Source organism: Acinetobacter sp. TUM15071, assembly GCF_008980925.1.
Classification (GTDB): Bacteria; Pseudomonadota; Gammaproteobacteria; order Pseudomonadales; family Moraxellaceae; genus Acinetobacter; species Acinetobacter dispersus.
The window spans coordinates 30,260-51,039 of record NZ_BKGB01000007.1 but is presented as its reverse complement, the minus strand read 5'-3'; the positions used below and the strand labels follow the sequence as shown (position 1 = coordinate 51,039).

Annotated in this window: 19 protein-coding genes; 9 read left to right on the top strand and 10 right to left on the bottom strand. The window is 40.3% G+C overall.

Annotated elements, in window-relative coordinates:
• Positions 1-53: 53 nt before the first annotated feature.
• The 7 genes from GBI66_RS08380 to tsaE all read right to left on the bottom strand — a co-directional run bounded on the left by GBI66_RS08380 (position 54) and on the right by tsaE (position 6,205).
• Positions 54-680: an NAD(P)H-dependent oxidoreductase gene (locus GBI66_RS08380; protein ID WP_151715763.1), complete on the bottom strand. Its 627-nt coding sequence runs from the start codon at positions 678-680 to the stop codon at positions 54-56.
• 78 nt (positions 681-758) lie between these two features.
• Positions 759-1,346 carry a TetR/AcrR family transcriptional regulator gene (locus GBI66_RS08375; protein WP_151715762.1) on the bottom strand — a complete coding sequence of 196 codons (588 nt, stop codon included), beginning with the start codon at positions 1,344-1,346 and terminating at the stop codon, positions 759-761.
• 33 nt (positions 1,347-1,379) lie between these two features.
• Positions 1,380-2,237: an EamA family transporter gene (locus GBI66_RS08370; RefSeq protein ID WP_004806050.1), complete on the bottom strand. Its 858-nt coding sequence runs from the start codon at positions 2,235-2,237 to the stop codon at positions 1,380-1,382.
• Positions 2,238-2,318: 81 nt separating this feature from the next.
• Positions 2,319-2,756, bottom strand: a complete 438-nt coding sequence (hfq, locus tag GBI66_RS08365; protein ID WP_151715761.1) for an RNA chaperone Hfq — start codon at positions 2,754-2,756, stop codon at positions 2,319-2,321.
• A gap of 91 nt (positions 2,757-2,847) precedes the next feature.
• Positions 2,848-3,792 (bottom strand): tRNA (adenosine(37)-N6)-dimethylallyltransferase MiaA, encoded by a 945-nt coding sequence (gene miaA / locus GBI66_RS08360; RefSeq protein WP_151715760.1) that lies wholly within the window; start codon positions 3,790-3,792, stop codon positions 2,848-2,850.
• Positions 3,793-3,798: 6 nt separating this feature from the next.
• On the bottom strand, positions 3,799-5,739 hold the full coding sequence (gene mutL, locus GBI66_RS08355; RefSeq protein WP_151715759.1) for a DNA mismatch repair endonuclease MutL: 1,941 nt from the start codon (positions 5,737-5,739) through the stop codon (positions 3,799-3,801).
• A complete protein-coding gene (tsaE, locus tag GBI66_RS08350) occupies positions 5,729-6,205 on the bottom strand; it encodes a tRNA (adenosine(37)-N6)-threonylcarbamoyltransferase complex ATPase subunit type 1 TsaE (protein ID WP_151715758.1) in 477 nt (158 codons plus the stop codon). Before tsaE ends, mutL begins: the two co-directional genes overlap by 11 nt.
• A gap of 117 nt (positions 6,206-6,322) precedes the next feature.
• Here tsaE and GBI66_RS08345 point away from each other — a divergent pair, with 117 nt between their 5' ends.
• The 3 genes from GBI66_RS08345 (at position 6,323) to GBI66_RS08335 (ending at position 8,192) form a co-directional block, all read left to right on the top strand.
• Complete coding sequence (locus tag GBI66_RS08345) at positions 6,323-7,279, top strand: pseudouridine synthase (RefSeq protein ID WP_151715757.1); 957 nt, start codon at positions 6,323-6,325, stop codon at positions 7,277-7,279.
• Between the two features lie 61 nt (positions 7,280-7,340).
• Positions 7,341-7,649: a type II toxin-antitoxin system RelB/DinJ family antitoxin gene (locus GBI66_RS08340; protein ID WP_005152044.1), complete on the top strand. Its 309-nt coding sequence runs from the start codon at positions 7,341-7,343 to the stop codon at positions 7,647-7,649.
• Positions 7,650-7,748: 99 nt separating this feature from the next.
• On the top strand, positions 7,749-8,192 hold the full coding sequence (locus GBI66_RS08335; RefSeq protein WP_151715756.1) for a GNAT family N-acetyltransferase: 444 nt from the start codon (positions 7,749-7,751) through the stop codon (positions 8,190-8,192).
• Here GBI66_RS08335 and GBI66_RS08330 read toward each other — a convergent pair whose 3' ends face one another.
• Entirely contained in the window at positions 8,193-8,906 is a 714-nt protein-coding gene (locus GBI66_RS08330) for a pseudouridine synthase (protein WP_151715755.1), read from the bottom strand.
• 246 nt (positions 8,907-9,152) lie between these two features.
• Between GBI66_RS08330 and GBI66_RS08325 the strand changes: the two genes are divergently transcribed.
• Together GBI66_RS08325 and GBI66_RS08320 are read left to right on the top strand one after the other, a co-directional pair.
• Complete coding sequence (locus GBI66_RS08325) at positions 9,153-9,665, top strand: glycine zipper 2TM domain-containing protein (RefSeq protein WP_151715754.1); 513 nt, start codon at positions 9,153-9,155, stop codon at positions 9,663-9,665.
• A gap of 135 nt (positions 9,666-9,800) precedes the next feature.
• Positions 9,801-10,802 (top strand): LLM class flavin-dependent oxidoreductase, encoded by a 1,002-nt coding sequence (locus GBI66_RS08320; protein WP_171494287.1) that lies wholly within the window; start codon positions 9,801-9,803, stop codon positions 10,800-10,802.
• A gap of 60 nt (positions 10,803-10,862) precedes the next feature.
• On the opposite strand, the gene GBI66_RS08315 is transcribed toward GBI66_RS08320, so the two are convergent.
• Both GBI66_RS08315 and GBI66_RS08310 read right to left on the bottom strand, forming a co-directional pair.
• Positions 10,863-12,941 carry an EAL domain-containing protein gene (locus GBI66_RS08315; RefSeq protein WP_151715872.1) on the bottom strand — a complete coding sequence of 693 codons (2,079 nt, stop codon included), beginning with the start codon at positions 12,939-12,941 and terminating at the stop codon, positions 10,863-10,865.
• Positions 12,942-13,217: 276 nt separating this feature from the next.
• On the bottom strand, positions 13,218-14,054 hold the full coding sequence (locus tag GBI66_RS08310) for a pyruvate, water dikinase regulatory protein (RefSeq protein ID WP_005152027.1): 837 nt from the start codon (positions 14,052-14,054) through the stop codon (positions 13,218-13,220).
• A 158-nt stretch (positions 14,055-14,212) separates the two neighbouring features.
• On the opposite strand from GBI66_RS08310, the gene ppsA reads away from it, so the two are divergent.
• The 4 genes from ppsA to cyoB all read left to right on the top strand — a co-directional run bounded on the left by ppsA (position 14,213) and on the right by cyoB (position 20,776).
• The gene (gene ppsA / locus GBI66_RS08305) at positions 14,213-16,591 is read left to right on the top strand and encodes a phosphoenolpyruvate synthase (protein WP_005152026.1); all 2,379 of its coding nucleotides are present in this window, start codon (positions 14,213-14,215) and stop codon (positions 16,589-16,591) included.
• 67 nt (positions 16,592-16,658) lie between these two features.
• On the top strand, positions 16,659-17,429 hold the full coding sequence (locus GBI66_RS08300) for an RDD family protein (protein WP_005189753.1): 771 nt from the start codon (positions 16,659-16,661) through the stop codon (positions 17,427-17,429).
• A 299-nt stretch (positions 17,430-17,728) separates the two neighbouring features.
• The gene (gene cyoA, locus GBI66_RS08295; protein WP_005189756.1) at positions 17,729-18,781 is read left to right on the top strand and encodes a ubiquinol oxidase subunit II; all 1,053 of its coding nucleotides are present in this window, start codon (positions 17,729-17,731) and stop codon (positions 18,779-18,781) included.
• Positions 18,782-18,784: 3 nt separating this feature from the next.
• Positions 18,785-20,776, top strand: coding sequence for a cytochrome o ubiquinol oxidase subunit I (gene cyoB, locus GBI66_RS08290; RefSeq protein WP_004806017.1), 1,992 nt, complete (start codon positions 18,785-18,787; stop codon positions 20,774-20,776).
• Positions 20,777-20,780 lie beyond the last annotated feature (4 nt).

Here is a 20,780-nt window from a genome sequence, read left to right as displayed (position 1 = left end):
TTGAATAATTGCCCTAATAATGACCAATTACATCTTATTATTAGGGCTTAGCATTATGCATTCGTATGGATTTGAGATTGACTTAAAACCATCTGGTCTAATTCTTCAAAAAAGACCTTCAGATCATCGGCCTGAATAAAATCTGCTTTAAATAGCATTGAGGTTTGAACATCATCGATCCCACAATAGGCAAAAATACCTTCCACGATTTGTTTGTGAATCGCTTGTGTATAACCGTGCCGATCATACCCAGATTGCGTCCCTGTTGCAGTCCCAATCAGTTTAACTGGAATATTTTTTAGAGTACCCAATAGATTGCCCTGTTCATCATATTTATAGGCCCAGTCCTGACTAAATACACGTTCAAACCAACCTTTTAAGAAAGCTGGAACCGACCACCAATAGACAGGAAAAATAAAATAGACAACATCCGCGCGATCAAATCGTGCTTGTTCAAATTGAACATCTGCATCCAAAGCTTGACGACCACGATAAGCTTCAATATCAGAAAGCGTCATTACTGCTTGAAAACCTTCCTTATATAAATCGGCAATTTCTACTGAAACTCCCTTTTCAGTTAAATCATAAGAAATATGCTGTGCAATCTGATGAGAAAGTGATTGGGTATCTGGATGCGTTATAACAATCAAAGCATGCTGAAGTTTATTTGAATTAGACATAGATCCATTCCGAATAGATGATTCACACAAGTTACCAATAGTAACTTATGCTGTCAACTCGGTTTTTGCTGCCTATATTTAGATCGCTGAATAATCTTGTAAAATAACTAAAAGTGAATTTTCCATCACCTGCTGTGCAGTCAGTGCATCAATTTGATTTTTACTTGCTGCTGTCGATACCGTTTCAATCAAGCCCATGATCGCGATCACGATCGCCTCACCCTCTTTTCCATCCAATTGAATAAATGGATGGATGCTTTGTTTAAAAATTTCTGTGAATTTTTGCTGACATTGCTGAAAATAGTTTTGCAAGATATCACTACCAGACAAAGCAGCAATGACCAATCCAACCTCTGGACCCGTTGAGATAAAACAACTTAAATAAGCATCGCAAAAAATATGAATGGTTTGCTGTAAGGTTTTTGCTTCGGCAGCTAAAGACCGATTAAGCTCTCCAGTCTGTTTATCATCAAACTCCTGATAAATCGCAATCAGTAACCCTTCACGGTCAATAAAATGTCGATATGCAATTGGCTTAGTAATACCAGCTTGCTCTGCTAAATATCCCAGAGTTAGGGCTTCTACACCCTGAGTTCGAATAATTGAACGGGCCACCTGCAATAATTGTTGTCTACGCTCTTCTTTACTCAGTCTCTTACCAGTCATAATTTTACTTCCATCAAATTTAACCAAATCGCTTTACATCATTGCTTTGGCCAAACATAGGACTGCAACCACGCCACAGATCAATCCAATCCAGGTATAAGCTTTTAAGCGTTCTTTAAATAATACGACACCACTCAGAACGCCAAGTACCACGACAAGGATATTCATACCCGCAAAAACAATGGCTGGCGTTTCTTTGAAAATCATATGTGCTTTGACATATAAGGCAATATTGGCAAAATTGAGTACACCTAAAAATAAACCTGTAAAAATATTTTTAGGCTGCCAATTGGGTTGAGTAATTGCGATATAAGCGATGGATAAAATAAAGGCTGCAATAAACGTTAAATTCAATGTAACTGCAAACTGCAAACCTAAACTACTACTATATTTAAGTAATATATCTACAGCAGCATAACCCGCCCAAACACTAAACAAAAACAAGGCTGATTTTAAATTCATGCCTTTACTTGCCTGCTCTGTGGCCTGTCCGATAATAATCGCTAAAATCGCAATGATGCCCAGTACGACGCCAATTAGTTTTAATTGGCTAAACTGCTCCCCAAAAATAAAATAGGCAGCTAATAACGACAGTATGACTGCAAGCCGCTGAGCAATTTCCGTTTTAAGGATACCTGCAAATTGCAAAGACTTCGCCAAACATAAAAATATGCTGGGCAATAACACTGCTAAAATAAGAATTAACCACCAAGGGGTATGATTCAAAGAGATATGCGTAATATCGGTTTTAAACCAATAAAAACATAAAAGGCTTGCGCTCAAATAATTCCACGCAATCATTTGAAAAACATCAAATCCCTTTGCCTTTAAGTATTTCAGCAAAATTGAGACCAATACACTACAACATGCCGCAGCAACAATCATTTCCATAGTATTTATTCTAGCTTTTTAATAGACAAAAAAATGCCAGTCTAGCGTGAGACTGGCATTTTCTTAAAGATCATCAATCAATTAACGATTGTTTTCGTCTTCTTGACCATCTTCGAATTTAGTTTCGCCATCGAAGCCACCTTGATGACCAAAGCCACCTTGACCACCGAAGCCACCTTGACCACCGAAGCCACCTTGACCACCGAAGCCGCCACCTTGACCACCGAAGCCACCAGCAGCGCCTTGACCACCGAAGCCACCAGTAGCGCCTTGTGCAGGGAAGCCACCAGCAGTACCTTGAGCACCAGCAGGACGTGGGTTACGCGCAGGAACAACTGTAGAAATCGCGTGTTTATAAACCATTTGACTTACAGTGTTTTTCAACAAAACAACATATTGGTCAAATGACTCAATATGACCCTGCAATTTGATACCGTTTACAAGGAAAATAGAAACTGGAATACGTTCTTTACGGAGAGAATTTAAGAACGGATCTTGTAAAGTTTGACCTTTAGACATTTTTAACTCCAAAAAATTTTTAAATCAGCGCAAAAAAACTATCTTTATTTTTCAACTAAAAATTATAAAAAGACAGCCTGCGAATTTTGCTTTATCCAAAGAAGTTTCGCAAGTCTTCTTTCGCCTGCTTTATCGTCACGTAAGTTTTAAAATCGTGTATTTCTTGCAAAGAACGTAACCATGTGTATTGACGTTTAGCTAATTGCCTCGTCGCAAAAAGGGCTTTGTTCTCCATTTCTACTTTATTTTTGAGACTTAAGTCACTTTTTAGTAAAAAATCTAAAGCTTGACGATAACCAACAGACCGCATAGACGGTAAATCATCATTTAAATCGTATTTTTTAATCAATTCCTCTACTTCATTCAAAAAACCAATAATCCACATTTTGCTCAATCTTTGCTCAATGCGTTGATGTAATTCTAAACGATCTGGCATTAATGCGTAGTTATGAAATATGTAACGATATGGTTGATTTTTAGGTTGTTCAGCTTGTAGTTTTGTTATCGGTTCACCTGTGATTCGAAATACTTCAAGCGCACGAATGATGCGCTGCTTATCCGATACTTTAAACTTTTCTCCTGCAACAGGATCTACCTCAACCAACTCTTCGTAGACAGATTGCCACCCCTGTTGTTCAGCTTTCTGAAGAATGGCATCACGTATCGTTTGATCCGCATTGGGTAAATTACTTGCCAAACCTTCAAGTAAGGCTTTAAAGTACAACATGGTTCCGCCCACCAAGATTGGGGTTTTGCCACGGGCATGCATATCATCAATCAATGGGCAAACATCTTCAACAAATTGTGCTGCCGAATACACCTCTAAAGGTGTAATAATATCAATCAAATGATGTGGATATTGCTCTTGTTCTGCTTTGGTTGGCTTCGCTGTACCGATATCCATATCTTTATAAACTAAAGCTGAATCGACTGAAATCAGTTCGCAATTTCCACGCTCATAAAGTTCACATGCCAATGCTGTTTTACCGCTTGCGGTAGGCCCCATTAAATTGATGACGGGCAATTGATTTGACATGTAAAACTACTCTCCTCGAGCAAATAATTTATCTAATTGATGGAGTGGAAACGCACGCCAAGTTGGACGCCCATGATTACATTGGCTGGCAAACTCAGTTTGTTCCATTTGACGCAATAAAGCATTCATTTCCGATAAACTTAACTGACGATGCGCACGCACAGCACCATGGCAAGCCATCCCAGCGAGCAATTCATCACGTTTTTGCAATAAACCTCTCGCTTCATCATTTGGATCAAGATCATTCAGTAGTTCTGGAATAAGATTGCCAAAATCAGCCTTATGCAAAATCGCAGGGACACCACGCACAATCACTTGATCATCACCATATTGATCGACCTCTAAGCCGAGCCGTTGCAATTGTGATTGTAAATCTTCGATACGTGTCGCTTGCATGCGTGTGATAGATACAATTTTTGGAATCAATAACTGCTGAGACGTCCAAAACTCAGGTTTATCCCATGCGGACTTCATTTGCTGCAGCAAAATACGTTCATGTGCCGCATGCATATCGACAATAATCAGGCCTTCAGTATTTTGAGCCAGAATATAAATCCCATGCAGTTGCGCAATCGCAATCCCGAGTGGAAACTCATCCACTCGGGATGGAGCTTGATCATTTCCATCTTCTGCATCTTCACGTAAAGGTGCTAAATAACTTTTGAGTGCATTATTCAACTGCGCAGAACCATTATATCTAGGCTGCTGAGCTTGCGATGAATTGTATTGCACAGCTTGTGGTCGACTTTGATTAAATTCAGTCAACAAATCTGTCGATACTTCAGCAGGTTGATTTGATTGCGGTTCTGCTTCTATCGCCGCACGATGTAAATTGAATTGTTCTTGGTATTTTGGCTGTGGTTGATAATTAAAATTATCATCCGCCTCATCTGTTTTCATTGCCTGTGCTAAATCGGCACTCGCCGTCTGAAATTGAGACAAGGTTGCTTTAGCATAGTGACGTACAAATTCATGCACTTCACGCTGGTTTAAAAAGCGGATTTCATGCTTGGTCGGATGCACATTGACATCGATATTTTCAGGATCAACTTCTAAAAATAACAAATAGGAAGAATGTTGATGACCATGCAAAATTCCGTCATAGGCCATACGCAACGCATGTGAAATGGTTTTATCTTTGACAATACGACCATTCACATACACATATTGCATGTCAGCTTGTGCACGCGCATCGGAAGGATGTCCCAGCCAGCCAGATAAGCGCATATTGATACTGTCTGAATCAATCCAGTACGCATTTTGGATAAATTGCTGACCCAATAACTGTTGCACGCGCTGATAGCGTAATTCACCACTGTCAGCGACAGGCAGGTTTAAGCGAATATTATCGTTATGTTCTAGCACAAAACGAATATCGAAATGGGTTAAAGCCAGACGGCGAACAATTTCTTCAATATGATTAAATTCAGTAGTTGGTTTTTTTAAAAATTTACGACGTGCAGGCACATTAAAAAATAAATCCTGTACACGAATGTGTGTGCCTTTTTGTGCGGCGACAGCCTGAATTTGTTGATGATCAAAAGCCGTACCATTCACTTCAACTTGATAGCCGATACCTTGCTCATCCTGACTACTGGTCAGAGTTAAGCGCGATACGGCTGCAATTGATGCTAAAGCCTCTCCTCGGAATCCCAGACTCACAATCGCATGTAAGTCATCAGCAGTTTGGATTTTGCTGGTGGCATGACGCATCACCGCTAAAGGTAAATCTTCTGCATGAATACCATTACCGTTATCAATGATTTCAATTAGCGTTGAACCACCCTGCGCAACACGGATAATCAGCTCAGTTGCACCTGCATCAATTGAGTTTTCTAATAATTCTTTGACCACAGAGGATGGACGTTCAATTACCTCACCTGCCGCAATCTGGTTGGCTAAGGCAGCATCAAGGGTATGAATACGACGAGTTGAATCATGCGCCATTCAATTGTTCCTGCAAAATTTGAGATAAAGATTCAGATTCAGTGCTTAGCGTGACAAAGCGTGTCAACTCATCATCCGATTTTTGAATATCAATCACCACATCAGGTTTTGGAATTTCATCTCCACCTTTCGATGGCCATTCAAACAAAAATAAAGCATCAGGCGTTTCTAAATAATCACGGATGCCCATCAGCTCTAATTCATAAGGGTCATCTAGACGATATAAATCGAAGTGAAAAATTTCTTTACCCTGGAGTGAATAAGGCTCAACCAAGGTATAAGTCGGGCTTTTTACTGAACCTTGATGCCCTAGATGTTGTAAGAAATAACGAGTAAAAGTAGTTTTTCCAGCACCTAAATCACCAATTAAATAAATAATGCCAGAGCGCACCTGTTCAGAAAGGATATGTGCAAAACGCTGAGTGTCTTGTTCATGATTTAAAGTAAATTTCACTGAATACGACATGGCAAATAAAACATAATTGGGATGTCAGCTATGATAACATTGCCCTGCTTTAAAGCCTAATAAACTCCTTTTAAACTGGCTTTTTTTACATCGTTTATACCGAGTCGATATCGCTGTATGTCATCAATCATTGAATTTACGCCTCCGCTCATTAATGGTGTCAGTGCCAGTAAAGTTTTTTTGCCTCATGACGTTTCTGCATCGACCATTTTTGATTATCTCTGCCAACATTTTCCACATATTCAAGTTAGCGAATGGCAACAGCGTTTTGCAGATGAGCTGATTTATGCGGCGGATGGCACCAAGCTCACAGTAGAAAGCCGCTATACAGCCAATACTCATATTTTTTATTATCGTTTTCTCGCACATGAAGTGCATGTTCCATTTCAACATGAAATCCTATTTGAAAATGATGATTTACTTGTCGTCGATAAACCACACTTTTTGACCATGACACCAACGGGACAATACGTACAAGAAACCCTCTTGGTCAGACTGAAAAACCAAACTGGCTACGAAGATCTCACCCCCATCCATCGACTTGATCGAGAAACAGCAGGTGTGGTTTTATTCTGTAAAAAAGCCGTCTCTAGAGGAGCATATCAGCAGCTTTTTGCCGAACGAAAAGTGCAAAAAACCTATCATGCCATTGCAAAATATCGATCTGAACTGGATTTTCCGCAAATTTTGCAGCTACATTTAGAAAAAGGTCAGCCTTTTTATACAATGCAAATCAATGCCGAAAAACCCAATAATACTGAGACTTTAATTGAACTGTTAATGCATGACCAACAACATGCTAAATATAAACTTAGTCCCAAAACAGGAAAGCAGCACCAATTACGTGTGCATTTAAATTATCTGAATATTCCGATACTTAACGATTCTTTTTATCCACATATTGAACATAAAGCAGAGGATGATTTTAGCCAGCCATTGCAGCTACTTGCCAAAGAAATTTACTTTATTGACCCCATTTCACATCGGGAAATGCGCTTTAGTTCCAACTTTGAACTTGCATTGCCAACACAACGTAATGACAAAAATTCTATTTTTTCACTTCAAAAATATTGAAATTACATTGCAATGGTTTAAAATACATGACGATAACTAAAAATATTTGGTCTTATTCTTCATGCGAAAAACAGAAGTTTATCAGGTTCGCCTCGATTCACAGGAAAAGAAGCAAGCTTTTGCAGTGTTTAAACAGTTGGGTATCTCCCCTGCTCAAGCCGTTCGTCTTTTCTTTAAACAAGTGGTACTCACCAAGTCGATTCCGTTTGCAATTGAAAATCAAAACATCAACATGGAACAGCTACTAAAACTGCGTAAATCAAAAGCCGCAGCCAGTACTGAAAATCCATCTTCTGTCGAAATTGAAGATGATCATGAAGACCTGTTTGAAGAGTTAAATGCACTTCTCGGCGAAAGTGACAAAACTTAACAATGTTGCATTTATAAACAAGTTTTTATTTTTTAAGCTGAATTTTTTTCGCTATCCTGACAGTCCTAATAAAATGAATAAGTGTAAGGATGGACAGGAATGATTGTTAAGCGAGCAACAAAGGAAGATCTTCATCAACTTGCTGTCTTGTTTGACGAATACCGTCAGTTCTACGGTGCATCCTCAAATATTGAACAATCGCATCAATTTTTAAAACATCGCTTCGACAATAAAGACAGTGTCATTTTTATTCATGTAAAAGATGATGTATTTACAGGCTTTGTATTACTCTACCTTGCCTTTTCCTCTGTGGCTTGTGAAACCTACTATATTCTCGATGATGTCTATGTCACTCCCTCTTATCGAAAACAAGGTTCCGCTAAACAACTGATTGATACCGCGATCTTATTCGCACGACATGAGAATGCACAACGTATCAGCCTAGAAACACAAAAAAATAATTATCAATCTCACCGTCTATATGAACAAATGGGCTTTATTCAAGACAGTGAGTTCAAAACCTTTCATTGTTTTTTAAAGTAATCATTCATCTAAAGCGATATTCTGACTTAGCTGCTTCTGCGAAGGAGTTAAATAGGTCCATTCACCTTCCTTCAACTCAGGAAGTTCGAGTAAACCCACCTGATGTCGATGTAAGACTTCAACTTTATTTCCAACAGCTGCCAGCATGCGTTTCACTTGATGGTAAACACCTTGATGAATGGTCATTGCAATTTGATGTTCTGAGAATAATCGCACATCAGTGGCTGCATAGATGCCTTTTTCATTACGCAGTTCGACACCTTGCTCTAAGCCATATTGCTGTTCAGCTGTAACTGGATCTGCTGTGGTCACATGATAAACTTTGGGTACATGTTTACGTGGATGTGTTAATGCCTGTAGATATTGTCCATCATCGGTCAGCAATAATAGGCCTGTGGTATCTTGATCTAGACGGCCCACGCATTGAATCCCACGATGTAGTAGAATTTCAGGAAAAAGACTGAATACACTTTTATGATGTGTCGCCTGATGCGAACATTCATAGCCTTGCGGTTTATTTAAAACAATATAAACATGCTCTCGAAATTGATACTCTTCACCAAATACTTCAAAAACCAGTTGATCGGTATTGATATTCTGTTTCGGGTTATCACAGACCTGTTTATCAATCTGAACAGAACCATTTTTAATTAACTGCTGACAATACTTACGTGAACCAAAGCCTTGTGATTGCAAAATTTTTTCCAGCAGCATAAATAATTCCTAAGCTAAACTACGGCCATTGTACTCGATTACAACGCAGGCTGTTGCTCGTTGCCTATTCATTCTTTATTTTTATAATTTATTCACAATCTCTTCATTTGTTATAGAACACCAACAAAACCCTCGTCAAACACTCTCAATCTAGGTATTGCGCTCCATATTTTCACTCACAAGTCTTGTTACATTTGTCCCAAGCAAAAAGAATATTGTCCAAAAGAATGGATAAGGAGTTTCACCATGAAATCAAATATGTGGTTATGTAGCGTTATCTTAACAACCTCTTCAATGATGACCGTTGCACATGCAGATAATACAACACGTGTAGCAGCAACCTCTGCTCTAGGAAGTGTGGTTGGTACCGCCTTAGGAAAACAACTGGGTGGTGATACTGGTGCAATGATTGGCTCCGCAATCGGTGGTGCTGGCGGTGCAGCTGCATCGAGTAATCGACGTGACCGTACTGAAGCTGCTATTGGTGGTGGTTTAGGTGGTGTGGGTGGTTATACCGTTGGCCGTAATATGGGCGGAAGCAATGGTGGTTATATTGGTGCGGCACTCGGTGCAGCTGGTGGTGCAGCTTTAGGTCAAAAAGTGGGTCAGGACCGCGATGCTGATCGACGTTATGATGATCGCCGCTATGACCGTCGTTACGATAACCGTCGTTCTTATGATGATCGTCGCTATTACAATTCTCGTGAAAGCTATCGTCATGACAATGGTCGCCATCGTGGCTGGTACAAACATCGTTAATCAAATCAAAACGTTTTACCCCTTTAGCGCCCTCGGGCGCTTTTTTGTTTGATCAAAACAATATATCGATGTAAAACGATATACAAAGCTAAACTTATATCGTATTATTTCGATATATAGTTTTGAGACACCATGATGAAATCACTACAAGATATAAAATTCTCTATCCTAGAACTCGCTCCTGTTCGAGATGACAAGAGTATCGAGTTTTCTCTCCGCCATGCACTAGAACTCGCACAACATGCGGAAAAATTAGGTTACGAGCGTTTTTGGTTGGCTGAACATCATAATATGGATGGGATTGCCAGTTCAGCAACGGCAGTTTTACTCGGATTTATTGCTGCAAACACGCAGCATATCCGTTTGGGTTCAGGCGGTATCATGCTGCCAAACCATGCACCATTGGTGGTTGCAGAACAGTTTGGAACGCTAGCCACACTCTACCCAAATCGTTTTGAACTCGGTTTGGGTCGTGCACCAGGTACCGATCAAATGACAATGCGTGCCTTACGCCGCGGCCGTCAGGAAACTGAAGATCAATTCCCTCAAGATGTGATGGAGATTCTGCAATATTTTAAAGCACCACAACCGAATCAGAGAATTATCGCCACTCCTGGTCAAAATACCCATGTGCCTGTTTGGTTACTCGGCTCAAGTTTATTTAGCGCACAATTGGCCGCAAAACTTGGACTGCCTTATTCTTTTGCCTCTCATTTTGCACCACGAATGTTAGGTCAAGCTATTGAGATCTATCGTGATAACTTCCAAGCTTCGGAATACCTCGATAAACCCTATGTTTCAATGGGTGTCCCAACAGTCGTTGCTGCAAGCGATGAAGAAGCTCAATATCTGGCAACCAGTTCATATCAGCGTATTTTGAATCTGATCCGCGGTCATAGCTTAAAGCTTAAACCACCAATTGATTCAACTGAAGGTCTAGCATCGAGTGCTGAACAAGTGGCAATTCAGAATTTTTATGCGATGGCACAAATTGGTTCTCAAGAAACCGTCAAAGCCGGCTTAAATAAAATTGCAGCACAATATGATGTCGATGAATTTATCTTCACCTGTGATATTTACGATACGCAAAAACGCTTAGATAACTTCAGTTTATTGATGGATATTAAAAACAGCTAAATCTTTGGCTTGAGTCTACAAGGTTCATTTCCCAATCAGCCTTGTAGATTCACCATCCATTTAAATTCCAGCTTGGAGCATCTCTGTCGCTTGTTCTGCGTTTACAGCCCGACTAAATAAATAGCCCTGTCCGATTGAGCATCCAGAAGATTTTAAGAGTTCTAATTGTTCTGTGTTCTCAATACCTTCCGCAACAATATCCAATGACAGTTTTGGTCCCAAAGCGATGATCGCCTGTACAATGGCTAAAATTGCCTCATCATCATTCATTTGACGAATAAAATCACAGTCAATTTTTAAACAGTCTACTGGATAGTCCCGCAAACGGGTTAAAGAAGAATGCCCCGTACCAAAGTCATCCAATGATATTTTAACGCCTTGTTGTTTCAATAAATTTAATGCTCGTATCACATAGTCAGAACCACGATCATCCAAGATATGTTCAGTAATTTCTATTTCTACTAAATGATGTGGAATGTTGTAGGCGTTTAAACGGTGGAGTAAACGCTCAGCATAATTGTCTTTGAGAAACTCAACTGGTGCTGCATTGATTGATACTGGAACGACGTCAAATCCTTGTGCTATCCAGGCTGCAATATTTTTAAAAACTTTATTCTGCATTGCATCACTAATTTTTGTTGCCAGAATATAGTCTTGAAATGCTTGTTCAATATTACAAGGTGAATGAATATGTTGATCAACCGTTTGCCAACGCAACAATGCTTCAAAACCAACCACCTTCGCATCCGCTAAACGCACTTTCGGCTGGTAAAATGGGACGATAAGGTCATCACGAATAATATGGCGCGCATCATTTAATTGAATCGCAATGTTTTGAGCTGCAACTTGCATCTGCTGATTAAACATACGAAAACCGCCACGCCCTGTTGCTTTCAAATCATTGAGCGCAGTATCTGCACATTTCATTAAATTGGCTGAATCTTTAGCATCTCGAGGATAAATCGCGCAACCAATACTCATACTGCCATTAATCAAATTACCAGCATAGGTAATCGGAGCTTCTAACAGTCGACTAACATCCACGGCTATTTTTTCAAGCTCTCCTTGGGTCTCAATTCCATTGACAACAATAGCAAACTCATCACCCCCTAAACGAGCGACAAAAGTATGTTCAGGCAAAGTGTTTTCTATTCGCTTAGACAGAACACGGAGTAGATGATCTCCAGCTGCATGACCAAGCGTATCATTAACATGTTTAAAGTAATCTAAATCCAGCAACATCAAGCCGAGTAACTTCTTGTCTTTTTTATGTCGATGTAGCGCGCGCTTGAGTTGTAATTTGAAGAAACGACGGTTATATAATCCTGTTAAATCGTCCAACTCACTCGAAAGCTGTAATTGAATTTCAGTTTGTCGTTGTGTGGTCACATCACGAGACAGACACAAAACCTGCACGGTCTGGCCCTTATCATTCAATATCGGCGTGAGTAAATTATCCCAATATTGTCTTTCATTCCCTTCACCACTCATCCCACGAAAACGTGCAGCCTTACCTTTGAGTGCCGTTTTTAAGGCATAACTCGCCTTGGATCTTATTTCCACAGGTAACAGCTCAGCCCACTTCATGCCAAAGCTATTTTGGCTTTGAGGGAGATTGAGCGCGATACACCCAGTTTTATTGACATGCAGTAAAGAGCCATCGACTTCTAATAGTTTTATGCAATCAACACTATTATCCAACATGTTGGTTTGGGCATTAATACATTGAACTAAGTTTTGTTGATACTGCTTGGTTTCATGGATATCAACGCTATTGATAAACCAATGCGCTTTTTCCTCTGAATTTGCCGTTATAAATTTTGCTGACAATAAAAACCATCGATACGCACCAGACTGATGTTTTAATCGGCATTCAATTTGAAATGAGGATTTATCGGTAAATGCCTGCTGCCACTCACTTTGGAAGATTGATCTATCCTCTGAATGGATTAAATCGATCCAGTCTTTTGCAAAATGTTCTAAGTCATTAAAACCAATATACTCTTGGCTTAAACTATTAAAAAAATACGCATCTCCGTACTCCGAGAGCAGCCAGACCAGACTCGGAATACGGTTAAAAATACTTTGTTGGGCCTCACTCAGTTGATAATTAGAGTGAAAAGGAATAGCCAAGTTCACAGACTTCTGTTCCAAACAGAACTCTTTCTATCAAGATATTCAGTTGCAATAAAAGCCATAGACCACCAACAATAAAAGTGAGAATTAAATCACAGTATTGTAGCAGAAATGCAATAAAATTATCACCAATTACAGCACTGATCAGTTAGATTTACTTTATTTTTTAATATCAATTATTTATTTTAGATTAACGATCTTTATCAAACTTTCTTTAAGAAAAATGATCTAAAAAACGACAGACTACCCCATCTAGATGACTGAGGTAGTCAGGCCTGATTAGCCAATACGACGTTTTAAACCCGTCATTTGTAAGACACGTGTTGAGATTTCCTCAATCGACATTTCCGTGACATTTAAATATTTAATCCCTTCAGAAATATAGATCCCTTCAATCGCACGTAATTCCATTTGACACTGGCTGAAACTTGAATAGCGGCTATTCGCTTTACGTTCGTTACGGATCGCCACCAAACGTTCAGCATCAATCATCAAACCAAACAGCTTGTTTTTATGTTCCCGCAGTACTTTTGGCAAGCGATTGTCATCCAAGTCTTCTTCAGTCAATGGATAGTTTGCAACACGAATACCAAATTGTAATGACAAATAAATTGAGGTTGGGGTTTTCCCTGAGCGTGATACACCAATTAAAATAATGTCCGCTTTGTCATAATGACGTGTTCTCGCCCCATCATCATTGTCCAGTGCAAAATGCACAGCATCGATACGCGCTTTATAATATTCAGAATCGGTTACCGCATGAGTTTGTCCAACCAAAGTTGTCGGAGGAACACCAATTTCTTGTTCTAGTTTGCTAATTAAGCCCTCAAAAACATCCAAATTTACGGCTTTAGCAGTATTGATAATTTCACGGACATGTGGATCGACCAAAGTATCAAAAACCAAGGGTAAAGACCCATCTCTACTCTGGCATGCATTGATCTCTACAGCCACGTTCATGGCAGCCTCTTCCGTCGTGATATAAGGCATGATATGGATGTCAAAATCAACGTTCGGAAATTGCGCAAGTAGTGAATGTCCAAGGGTTTCTGCGGTAATTGCGGTCCCATCTGAAATAAAAAATACGCTCCGTTTAATTTGTTTACTTTCGGGCATCAAAATTCTCCTCAAACATTTGTCTTAGTGCTCTATAATCTTTATAGTAAACTCATCTAACATGACTGTCGCTTAGTAAAACACTAATTCTAAGCACTTTCGTATAATTTCATACCAATGATGGTCATTCATACTGCAAAAAAAGTGGAGTAAATACTTTGGAAGCGCGCGTAATCGGTCTGGAAAAATTAGGAAAACACGATGTCGAGCTCGTAGGTGGGAAAAACTCATCTCTGGGTGAAATGATCAGCCATTTATCCAATGCTGGTGTATCGGTACCTGGTGGCTTTGCAACTACTGCTGCTGCCTATCGTGAGTTCTTGGATCAAAGCGGCTTAAACGCTCGTATTCAAGCTGAACTTGTTCAGCTAAATGTAGAAGATGTAAATGCACTTGCTGAAACTGGTGCAAAAATCCGTAACTGGATTGTTGAAACTCCGCTTACCGCGACATTAGAACAAGAAATTCGTGAAGCTTTTGCTGCACTTTCAAACGGTAACCCAGATATCGCTGTTGCTGTACGCTCTTCTGCTACAGCTGAAGATTTACCAGATGCGTCTTTTGCAGGGCAACAAGAAACTTTCTTGAACATCCGTGGCATTGATAACGTTCTTATCGCGATTAAAGAAGTTTTTGCTTCACTTTATAATGACCGAGCGATTGCTTACCGTGTACACCAAGGCTTTGAACATAGTGTTGTTGCACTTTCTGCTGGTGTACAACGTATGGTTCGTTCTGAAACTGGTGCTGCTGGCGTTATGTTTACGCTTGATACAGAATCAGGTTTCCGTGATGTGGTCTTTATTACTGCATCTTACGGTTTGGGCGAAATGGTCGTTCAAGGTGCTGTAAACCCAGATGAATTCTATTTATCTAAACCGCTTTTAAATGCGGGTAAACACTCGGTTTTACGCCGCAACCTCGGCTCTAAACACCAAAAAATGATTTATGGTGAAGAAGGTGCTGCAGGTAAATCAGTTGTTGTCGTTGATGTTGAAAAACCAGAACGTCAACAATTTGCATTAAATGATCACGAATTACATGAATTGGCAAAACAAGCCTTAATCATCGAACAACACTATGGCTCACCGATGGATATCGAATGGGCAAAAGATGGCGATGATGGTCAAATCTATATCGTTCAAGCACGTCCTGAAACTGTAAAAAGCCGTCAAAATGTCGGCACCATGGAACGTTACTTATTAAAACAACGCGGTACTGTCATCTGTGAAGGTCGTTCAATCGGTCAACGCATTGGTTCAGGTAAAGTGCGTGTTGTAACGTCGATTAAAGAAATGGATAAGGTTCAGGACGGTGACGTACTTGTATCTGACATGACTGACCCAGATTGGGAACCAGTCATGAAGCGCGCTGCTGCAATTGTGACCAACCGTGGTGGTCGTACCTGTCACGCAGCAATTATTGCGCGTGAGTTAGGTGTTCCAGCAATCGTGGGTTGTGGTAATGCGACAGAAGTACTGACTGACGGCCAAGAAGTGACTGTTTCATGTGCTGAAGGTGATACAGGCTTTATTTATGAAGGTGCGTTAGACTTTGAAGTTCAACGTAATTCTATTCATTCAATGCCATCGCTACCGTTTAAAATTATGATGAACGTCGGCAACCCTGACCGTGCTTTTGACTTCGCTCAAATTCCAAATGAAGGGATTGGCCTTGCACGTCTTGAGTTCATCATCAATCGAATGATTGGTGTGCATCCAAAAGCATTATTAAATATTGAAAGCTTACCGCGTGAAACTCGTGCTGCAGTTATGGCACGTACCGCAGGCTACTCTTCTCCAATCGAATTTTACGTGGAAAAGTTAGTTGAAGGTATTTCAACACTTGCTGCTGCATTTGCAGGAAAACCAGTGATCGTGCGTATGTCTGACTTCAAGTCAAATGAATATGCAAACTTAATTGGTGGTAAGTTATACGAGCCAGAAGAAGAAAACCCAATGTTGGGCTTCCGTGGTGCAAGCCGTTATGTTTCTGATAACTTCCGTGACTGTTTCGAACTTGAATGCCGTGCCTTGAAAAAAGCACGTGATGAAATGGGTTTAACCAATATCCAAATCATGATCCCATTCGTACGTACAGTTTCTGAAGCAAAACGTGTAATCGAGCTTCTTGCTCAGAATGGTTTGAAACGTGGTGAGAATGGCCTTAAAGTTATCATGATGTGTGAACTTCCAACCAATGCATTATTGGCGGAACAGTTCCTTGAACACTTCGATGGTTTCTCTATCGGTTCAAATGACTTAACACAATTAACACTCGGTCTTGACCGTGACTCTGGTATCGTATCTCACTTATTTGACGAACGTGACCCAGCAGTTAAAGCACTTCTGTCTATGGCAATTCATGCTTGCCGTAAAGCAGGAAAATACGTTGGTATTTGTGGTCAAGGCCCTTCGGATCACCCTGACCTTGCTAAATGGCTCATGGAACAAGGTATTGAATCTGTGTCACTTAACCCTGACTCAGTACTTGATACTTGGTTCTTCCTTGCTGAAGAACAAATCAAGAAAGCCTAGTCTTTTTAGAAAAAGACCCTCTTTCGCAGGGTCTTTTTTCATCTTCTGTAATTGAGATTTTAAAATTATGCAAATTTACTTGGCTCGTAATAATCAACAAGCAGGACCTTATAGTTTAGAACAAGTGAACCAAATGCTAGCCAGTCAACAAGTTTTATTGACAGATTTGGCTTGGCACGAAGGTATGGCCGAATGGAAAACACTTGGCGAATTGACACAAGGTAAACTTGTCTACGAACCTGTAGGTTACTCTCCTTTTAGTTCTCAAATTAAAACTGAAACGAACGAACCAACTTACACAATCAAAGTTGAGCAAAAAGTATCAGACTTGGCTTCTATACCTTCACGTTTTCTTGCAAAAGTGATTGATATATTTTTGTGGCTCCCTGCCACATTTATACTCACAAGTTTTTTCACCGCTGAAGAAGCACAAAAGTTTACCCAACTCAACGAACAACTGTTACAACTCATGGCAGATCGTTCATCAGACATCGCTTTGGCTCAAAAAGTTCAGACAGAAATATTTGCAATTGTTCCATCCCAAGCGTGGATAGCAATGTGTGCCTATATTATTATCATGCTCATGATACAAGCTTTTTTGATTGGAAAATCAGGTCAGAGTATTGGCAAGAAATTAACCAAAATCAAAATTGTTGATGCTGAAACCTCAGCACCCGTCAGCACAATTCGTGGCTTTTGGTTGAGAAGTATTGTTTTCATTATTTTGAATCTAATCACTGTCCCATTGATTTCTGTTTTAGAATCTCTATTTGCTTTTGGGAAAAAGAGACAAACTTTGCACGATAAATTGGCAAAAACCAAGGTCATTAAGCAGTAATCACAAATCGATAAACAAAAGAGGATTTATTCCTCTTTTTTTATGTATTAAGCTGATATCTATATAAAAAACACAGATGCAAATAACAATCCCTACAAAATAAATCGGGTTTTAAAACAAGTATTTCACACGACTTTATGAGTAGCTTAGTTTTTCAATATAAGGCATAATGCCCAACAACGTTGCGGTGTCGCGTGATTGCTAAGCATTTTTTAACCAATCCTTATCAATCACGCGACACTTTAATCGCTATCCCATAATTTTAATTAGGGAATGGGACTCTTCACCGAGGTTGTAAAATGAGACAAACGATTTTAGCTGTATTGTCTTTATCAACGATGGCTGCGCTCTTGACTGGGTGTGGCGGTGATATGGTACTTCTAAACAATAAAGGTCCAGTTGGTCAAGGTCAAAGCAACCTGATGATGACTGCGATCTATTTAATGCTGTTGGTGGTGATTCCATCAATCGTTATGGCATTATGGTTTGGTTGGAAATATCGCGCATCGAATAAAGATGCAGACTATAAACCTACTTGGGCACACTCAACGACAATTGAGATCGTTGTATGGGGTGTACCTGTCATTATTATTGGTATTTTAGCTTGGTTAACTTGGTGGGGTTCCCACAAGTACGACCCTTACCGTCCGTTAGAATCAGATAAAGCACCATTGACTATTCAAGCTGTCGCTGAACAGTTCAAATGGATTTTTATCTATCCTGAGCAAAACATTGCAACGGTAAACGAAGTACGCTTCCCAGAACAAACACCAATAAGCTTTAAGATCACTTCTAACTTCACAATGAACTCATTCTTCATTCCACAGTTAGGCGGCCAGATCTATGCAATGGCTGGTATGCAGACTCACCTTCACCTATTAGCAGATGAACCAGGTGTTTTCCGTGGTTTCTCAGCAAACTATTCAGGTTACGGTTTCTCACAAATGCGCTTTAAAGCACATAGCGTGACTGAGCCAGAATTTGCACAATGGGTAGAAGCAGTAAAAGCTGGCAATGGTACAAGTATCAACCCTGAAGCAATTCAAAAAGGCACACTTGACCAAGCTGAGTTAGCAACACTTAAAGATGGTGATCGTTCTAAACACCAGATCGAGCATTTAGTGAATCGTGCTAAAGCTGCTGGTGATGAAGAAGCGCTTGCTAAAGCTGAAGCGATGAAACCGTTCCCGACTAAGCCACACCCAGTGACTTATTACTCATCAGTTGAGCCAAAATTGTTTGAAACAATCATCAACCACTACATGAGTAACTATCACGGTGCTGACCATTCTGCTGGACATGCAACAGCAGAAACTCATGCTGCAGCAGAACACGCTGCTCAAGGGGAATAAGACATGGATATGATTTTTGGTAAATTAGGGTGGGATTCTATCCCAACTGAACCCCTTGTACTTGTCACCATGGTCTTTATGGCACTTGGTGCAATTGCTGTATTAGGCGGTATCACCTATTTCAAGAAATGGGGATATTTGTGGAACGAATGGTTTATCACTGTAGACCATAAAAAGATTGGTATCATGTATATCATCGTATCTGTTGTCATGCTGTTGCGTGGCTTCGCCGATGCGATCATGATGCGTCTACAACTTTTCCTCGCGAAAGGCGGCGGCGAAGGTTACTTACATCCTGACCACTACGACCAGATCTTCACCGCACACGGTGTCATCATGATCTTCTTCGTAGCAATGGGTCTCGTTGTAGGTATGATGAACATCTCTGTACCTTTACAGATCGGTGCTCGTGACGTTGCTTTCCCATTATTAAACTCTTTAAGCTTCTGGTTATTCGCTGGTGCTGCTGGTTTAATGATGCTTTCGCTTGTATTAGGTGAATTTGCTGCGACTGGTTGGATGGCTTACCCTCCTCTATCTGGCATTCAATATTCTCCTGGTGTGGGTGTTGACTACTATATCTGGGCACTTCAGGTTTCTGGTCTAGGTACGCTTTTATCTGGTGTTAACTTCTTTGTTACCATCATCAAAATGCGTGCACCTGGCATGAAATTAATGGATATGCCTATTTTCACGTGGACTTCACTTTGTACGGCTGTATTAATCATTGCATCATTCCCTGTATTAACAGGTACGCTTGCAATGCTTACTTTAGACCGTTACTTCGGCTTCCATTTCTTCACAAATGAGCTTGGCGGTAGCCCAATGCTTTATGTGAACTTGATCTGGACATGGGGTCACCCTGAAGTATATATCTTAGTATTACCAGCATTTGGTTTATACTCAGAAATCGTTGCAACCTTCTCTCGTAAAGCGTTGTTCGGTTATAAGTCTATGGTGTATGCGACGATTGCGATTACTGTGCTTGCGTTCGTTGTATGGCTTCACCACTTCTTCACCATGGGCGCTGGTGCGAACGTTAACGCGTTCTTCGGTATCATGACCATGGTTATTGCGATTCCTACAGGTGTGAAAATCTTCTCTTGGTTATTCACAATGTATAAAGGTCGCATCACCTATACAACTCCTATGTTATGGACGCTTGGCTTCCTTGTAACATTCGGTATCGGTGGTTTAACTGGTGTACTTATGGCTGTTCCACCTGCGGACTTCCTTGTACACAACTCATTATTCTTGATCGCTCACTTCCATAACGTAATTATCGGTGGTGTGGTGTTTGGTATGTTTGCCGGCATCATCTTCTACTGGCCGAAAATGTTTGGTTGGAAGCTCAACGAAGCATGGGGTAAAGCTGCGTTCTGGTTCTGGTTCATTGGTTTCTATTTTGCATTCATGCCACTTTATATCCTTGGTTTCATGGGTATGACTCGTCGTTTGAATACATATGACAACCCTGAGTGGGATCCATACTTAGCGATTGCATTGTTTGGTGCTGTTCTTATCGCGATCGGTATTGCATGTTTCTTAATGCAAATCATCGTTGGTTTCTTACAACGTAAGGACAACATGGACCATACAGGCGATCCATGGGATAGCCGTACCCTTGAATGGGCAACGTCATCTCCTGCTCCGTTCTATAACTTTGCGCATGAACCAGATGCTAGCGGCGTTGACCGTTTCTGGACTGACAAAGAAAATGGTGTAGCATACGCACGTAACACTAAATATGAAGACATCCACATGCCGACTGATCGTGCTGCTGGTTTTGTCATTGCAATGTTCATTACAATTCTTGGCTTTGCACTCATCTGGCATATTTGGTGGCTCGCTGTTGTTTCATTCGTTTCAGCTATTGTTAGCTTGATCGTAAGCTCATTCACCAAGAATGTTGATTACTACGTTCCTGCTGCTGAAGTTGAGCGTATTGAAAACGAACGCTATGCTTTACTTGAAAAACACTTGAAGAAGGACTAAGGAA

What these genes read in the sequence shown, in the direction of transcription:
- GBI66_RS08380 (WP_151715763.1), bottom strand. Translation starts at nt 680, where the DNA reads ATGTCTAATTCAAATAAACTTCAGCATGCTTTGATTGTTATAACGCAT.
- GBI66_RS08375 (WP_151715762.1), bottom strand. Translation starts at nt 1,346, where the DNA reads ATGACTGGTAAGAGACTGAGTAAAGAAGAGCGTAGACAACAATTATTG.
- GBI66_RS08370 (WP_004806050.1), bottom strand. Translation starts at nt 2,237, where the DNA reads ATGGAAATGATTGTTGCTGCGGCATGTTGTAGTGTATTGGTCTCAATT.
- hfq (WP_151715761.1), bottom strand. Translation starts at nt 2,756, where the DNA reads ATGTCTAAAGGTCAAACTTTACAAGATCCGTTCTTAAATTCTCTCCGT.
- miaA (WP_151715760.1), bottom strand. Translation starts at nt 3,792, where the DNA reads ATGTCAAATCAATTGCCCGTCATCAATTTAATGGGGCCTACCGCAAGC.
- mutL (WP_151715759.1), bottom strand. Translation starts at nt 5,739, where the DNA reads ATGGCGCATGATTCAACTCGTCGTATTCATACCCTTGATGCTGCCTTA.
- tsaE (WP_151715758.1), bottom strand. Translation starts at nt 6,205, where the DNA reads ATGTCGTATTCAGTGAAATTTACTTTAAATCATGAACAAGACACTCAG.
- GBI66_RS08345 (WP_151715757.1), top strand. Translation starts at nt 6,323, where the DNA reads ATGTCATCAATCATTGAATTTACGCCTCCGCTCATTAATGGTGTCAGT.
- GBI66_RS08340 (WP_005152044.1), top strand. Translation starts at nt 7,341, where the DNA reads ATGCGAAAAACAGAAGTTTATCAGGTTCGCCTCGATTCACAGGAAAAG.
- GBI66_RS08335 (WP_151715756.1), top strand. Translation starts at nt 7,749, where the DNA reads ATGATTGTTAAGCGAGCAACAAAGGAAGATCTTCATCAACTTGCTGTC.
- GBI66_RS08330 (WP_151715755.1), bottom strand. Translation starts at nt 8,906, where the DNA reads ATGCTGCTGGAAAAAATTTTGCAATCACAAGGCTTTGGTTCACGTAAG.
- GBI66_RS08325 (WP_151715754.1), top strand. Translation starts at nt 9,153, where the DNA reads ATGAAATCAAATATGTGGTTATGTAGCGTTATCTTAACAACCTCTTCA.
- GBI66_RS08320 (WP_171494287.1), top strand. Translation starts at nt 9,801, where the DNA reads ATGAAATCACTACAAGATATAAAATTCTCTATCCTAGAACTCGCTCCT.
- GBI66_RS08310 (WP_005152027.1), bottom strand. Translation starts at nt 14,054, where the DNA reads ATGCCCGAAAGTAAACAAATTAAACGGAGCGTATTTTTTATTTCAGAT.
- GBI66_RS08300 (WP_005189753.1), top strand. Translation starts at nt 16,659, where the DNA reads ATGCAAATTTACTTGGCTCGTAATAATCAACAAGCAGGACCTTATAGT.
- cyoA (WP_005189756.1), top strand. Translation starts at nt 17,729, where the DNA reads ATGAGACAAACGATTTTAGCTGTATTGTCTTTATCAACGATGGCTGCG.
- cyoB (WP_004806017.1), top strand. Translation starts at nt 18,785, where the DNA reads ATGGATATGATTTTTGGTAAATTAGGGTGGGATTCTATCCCAACTGAA.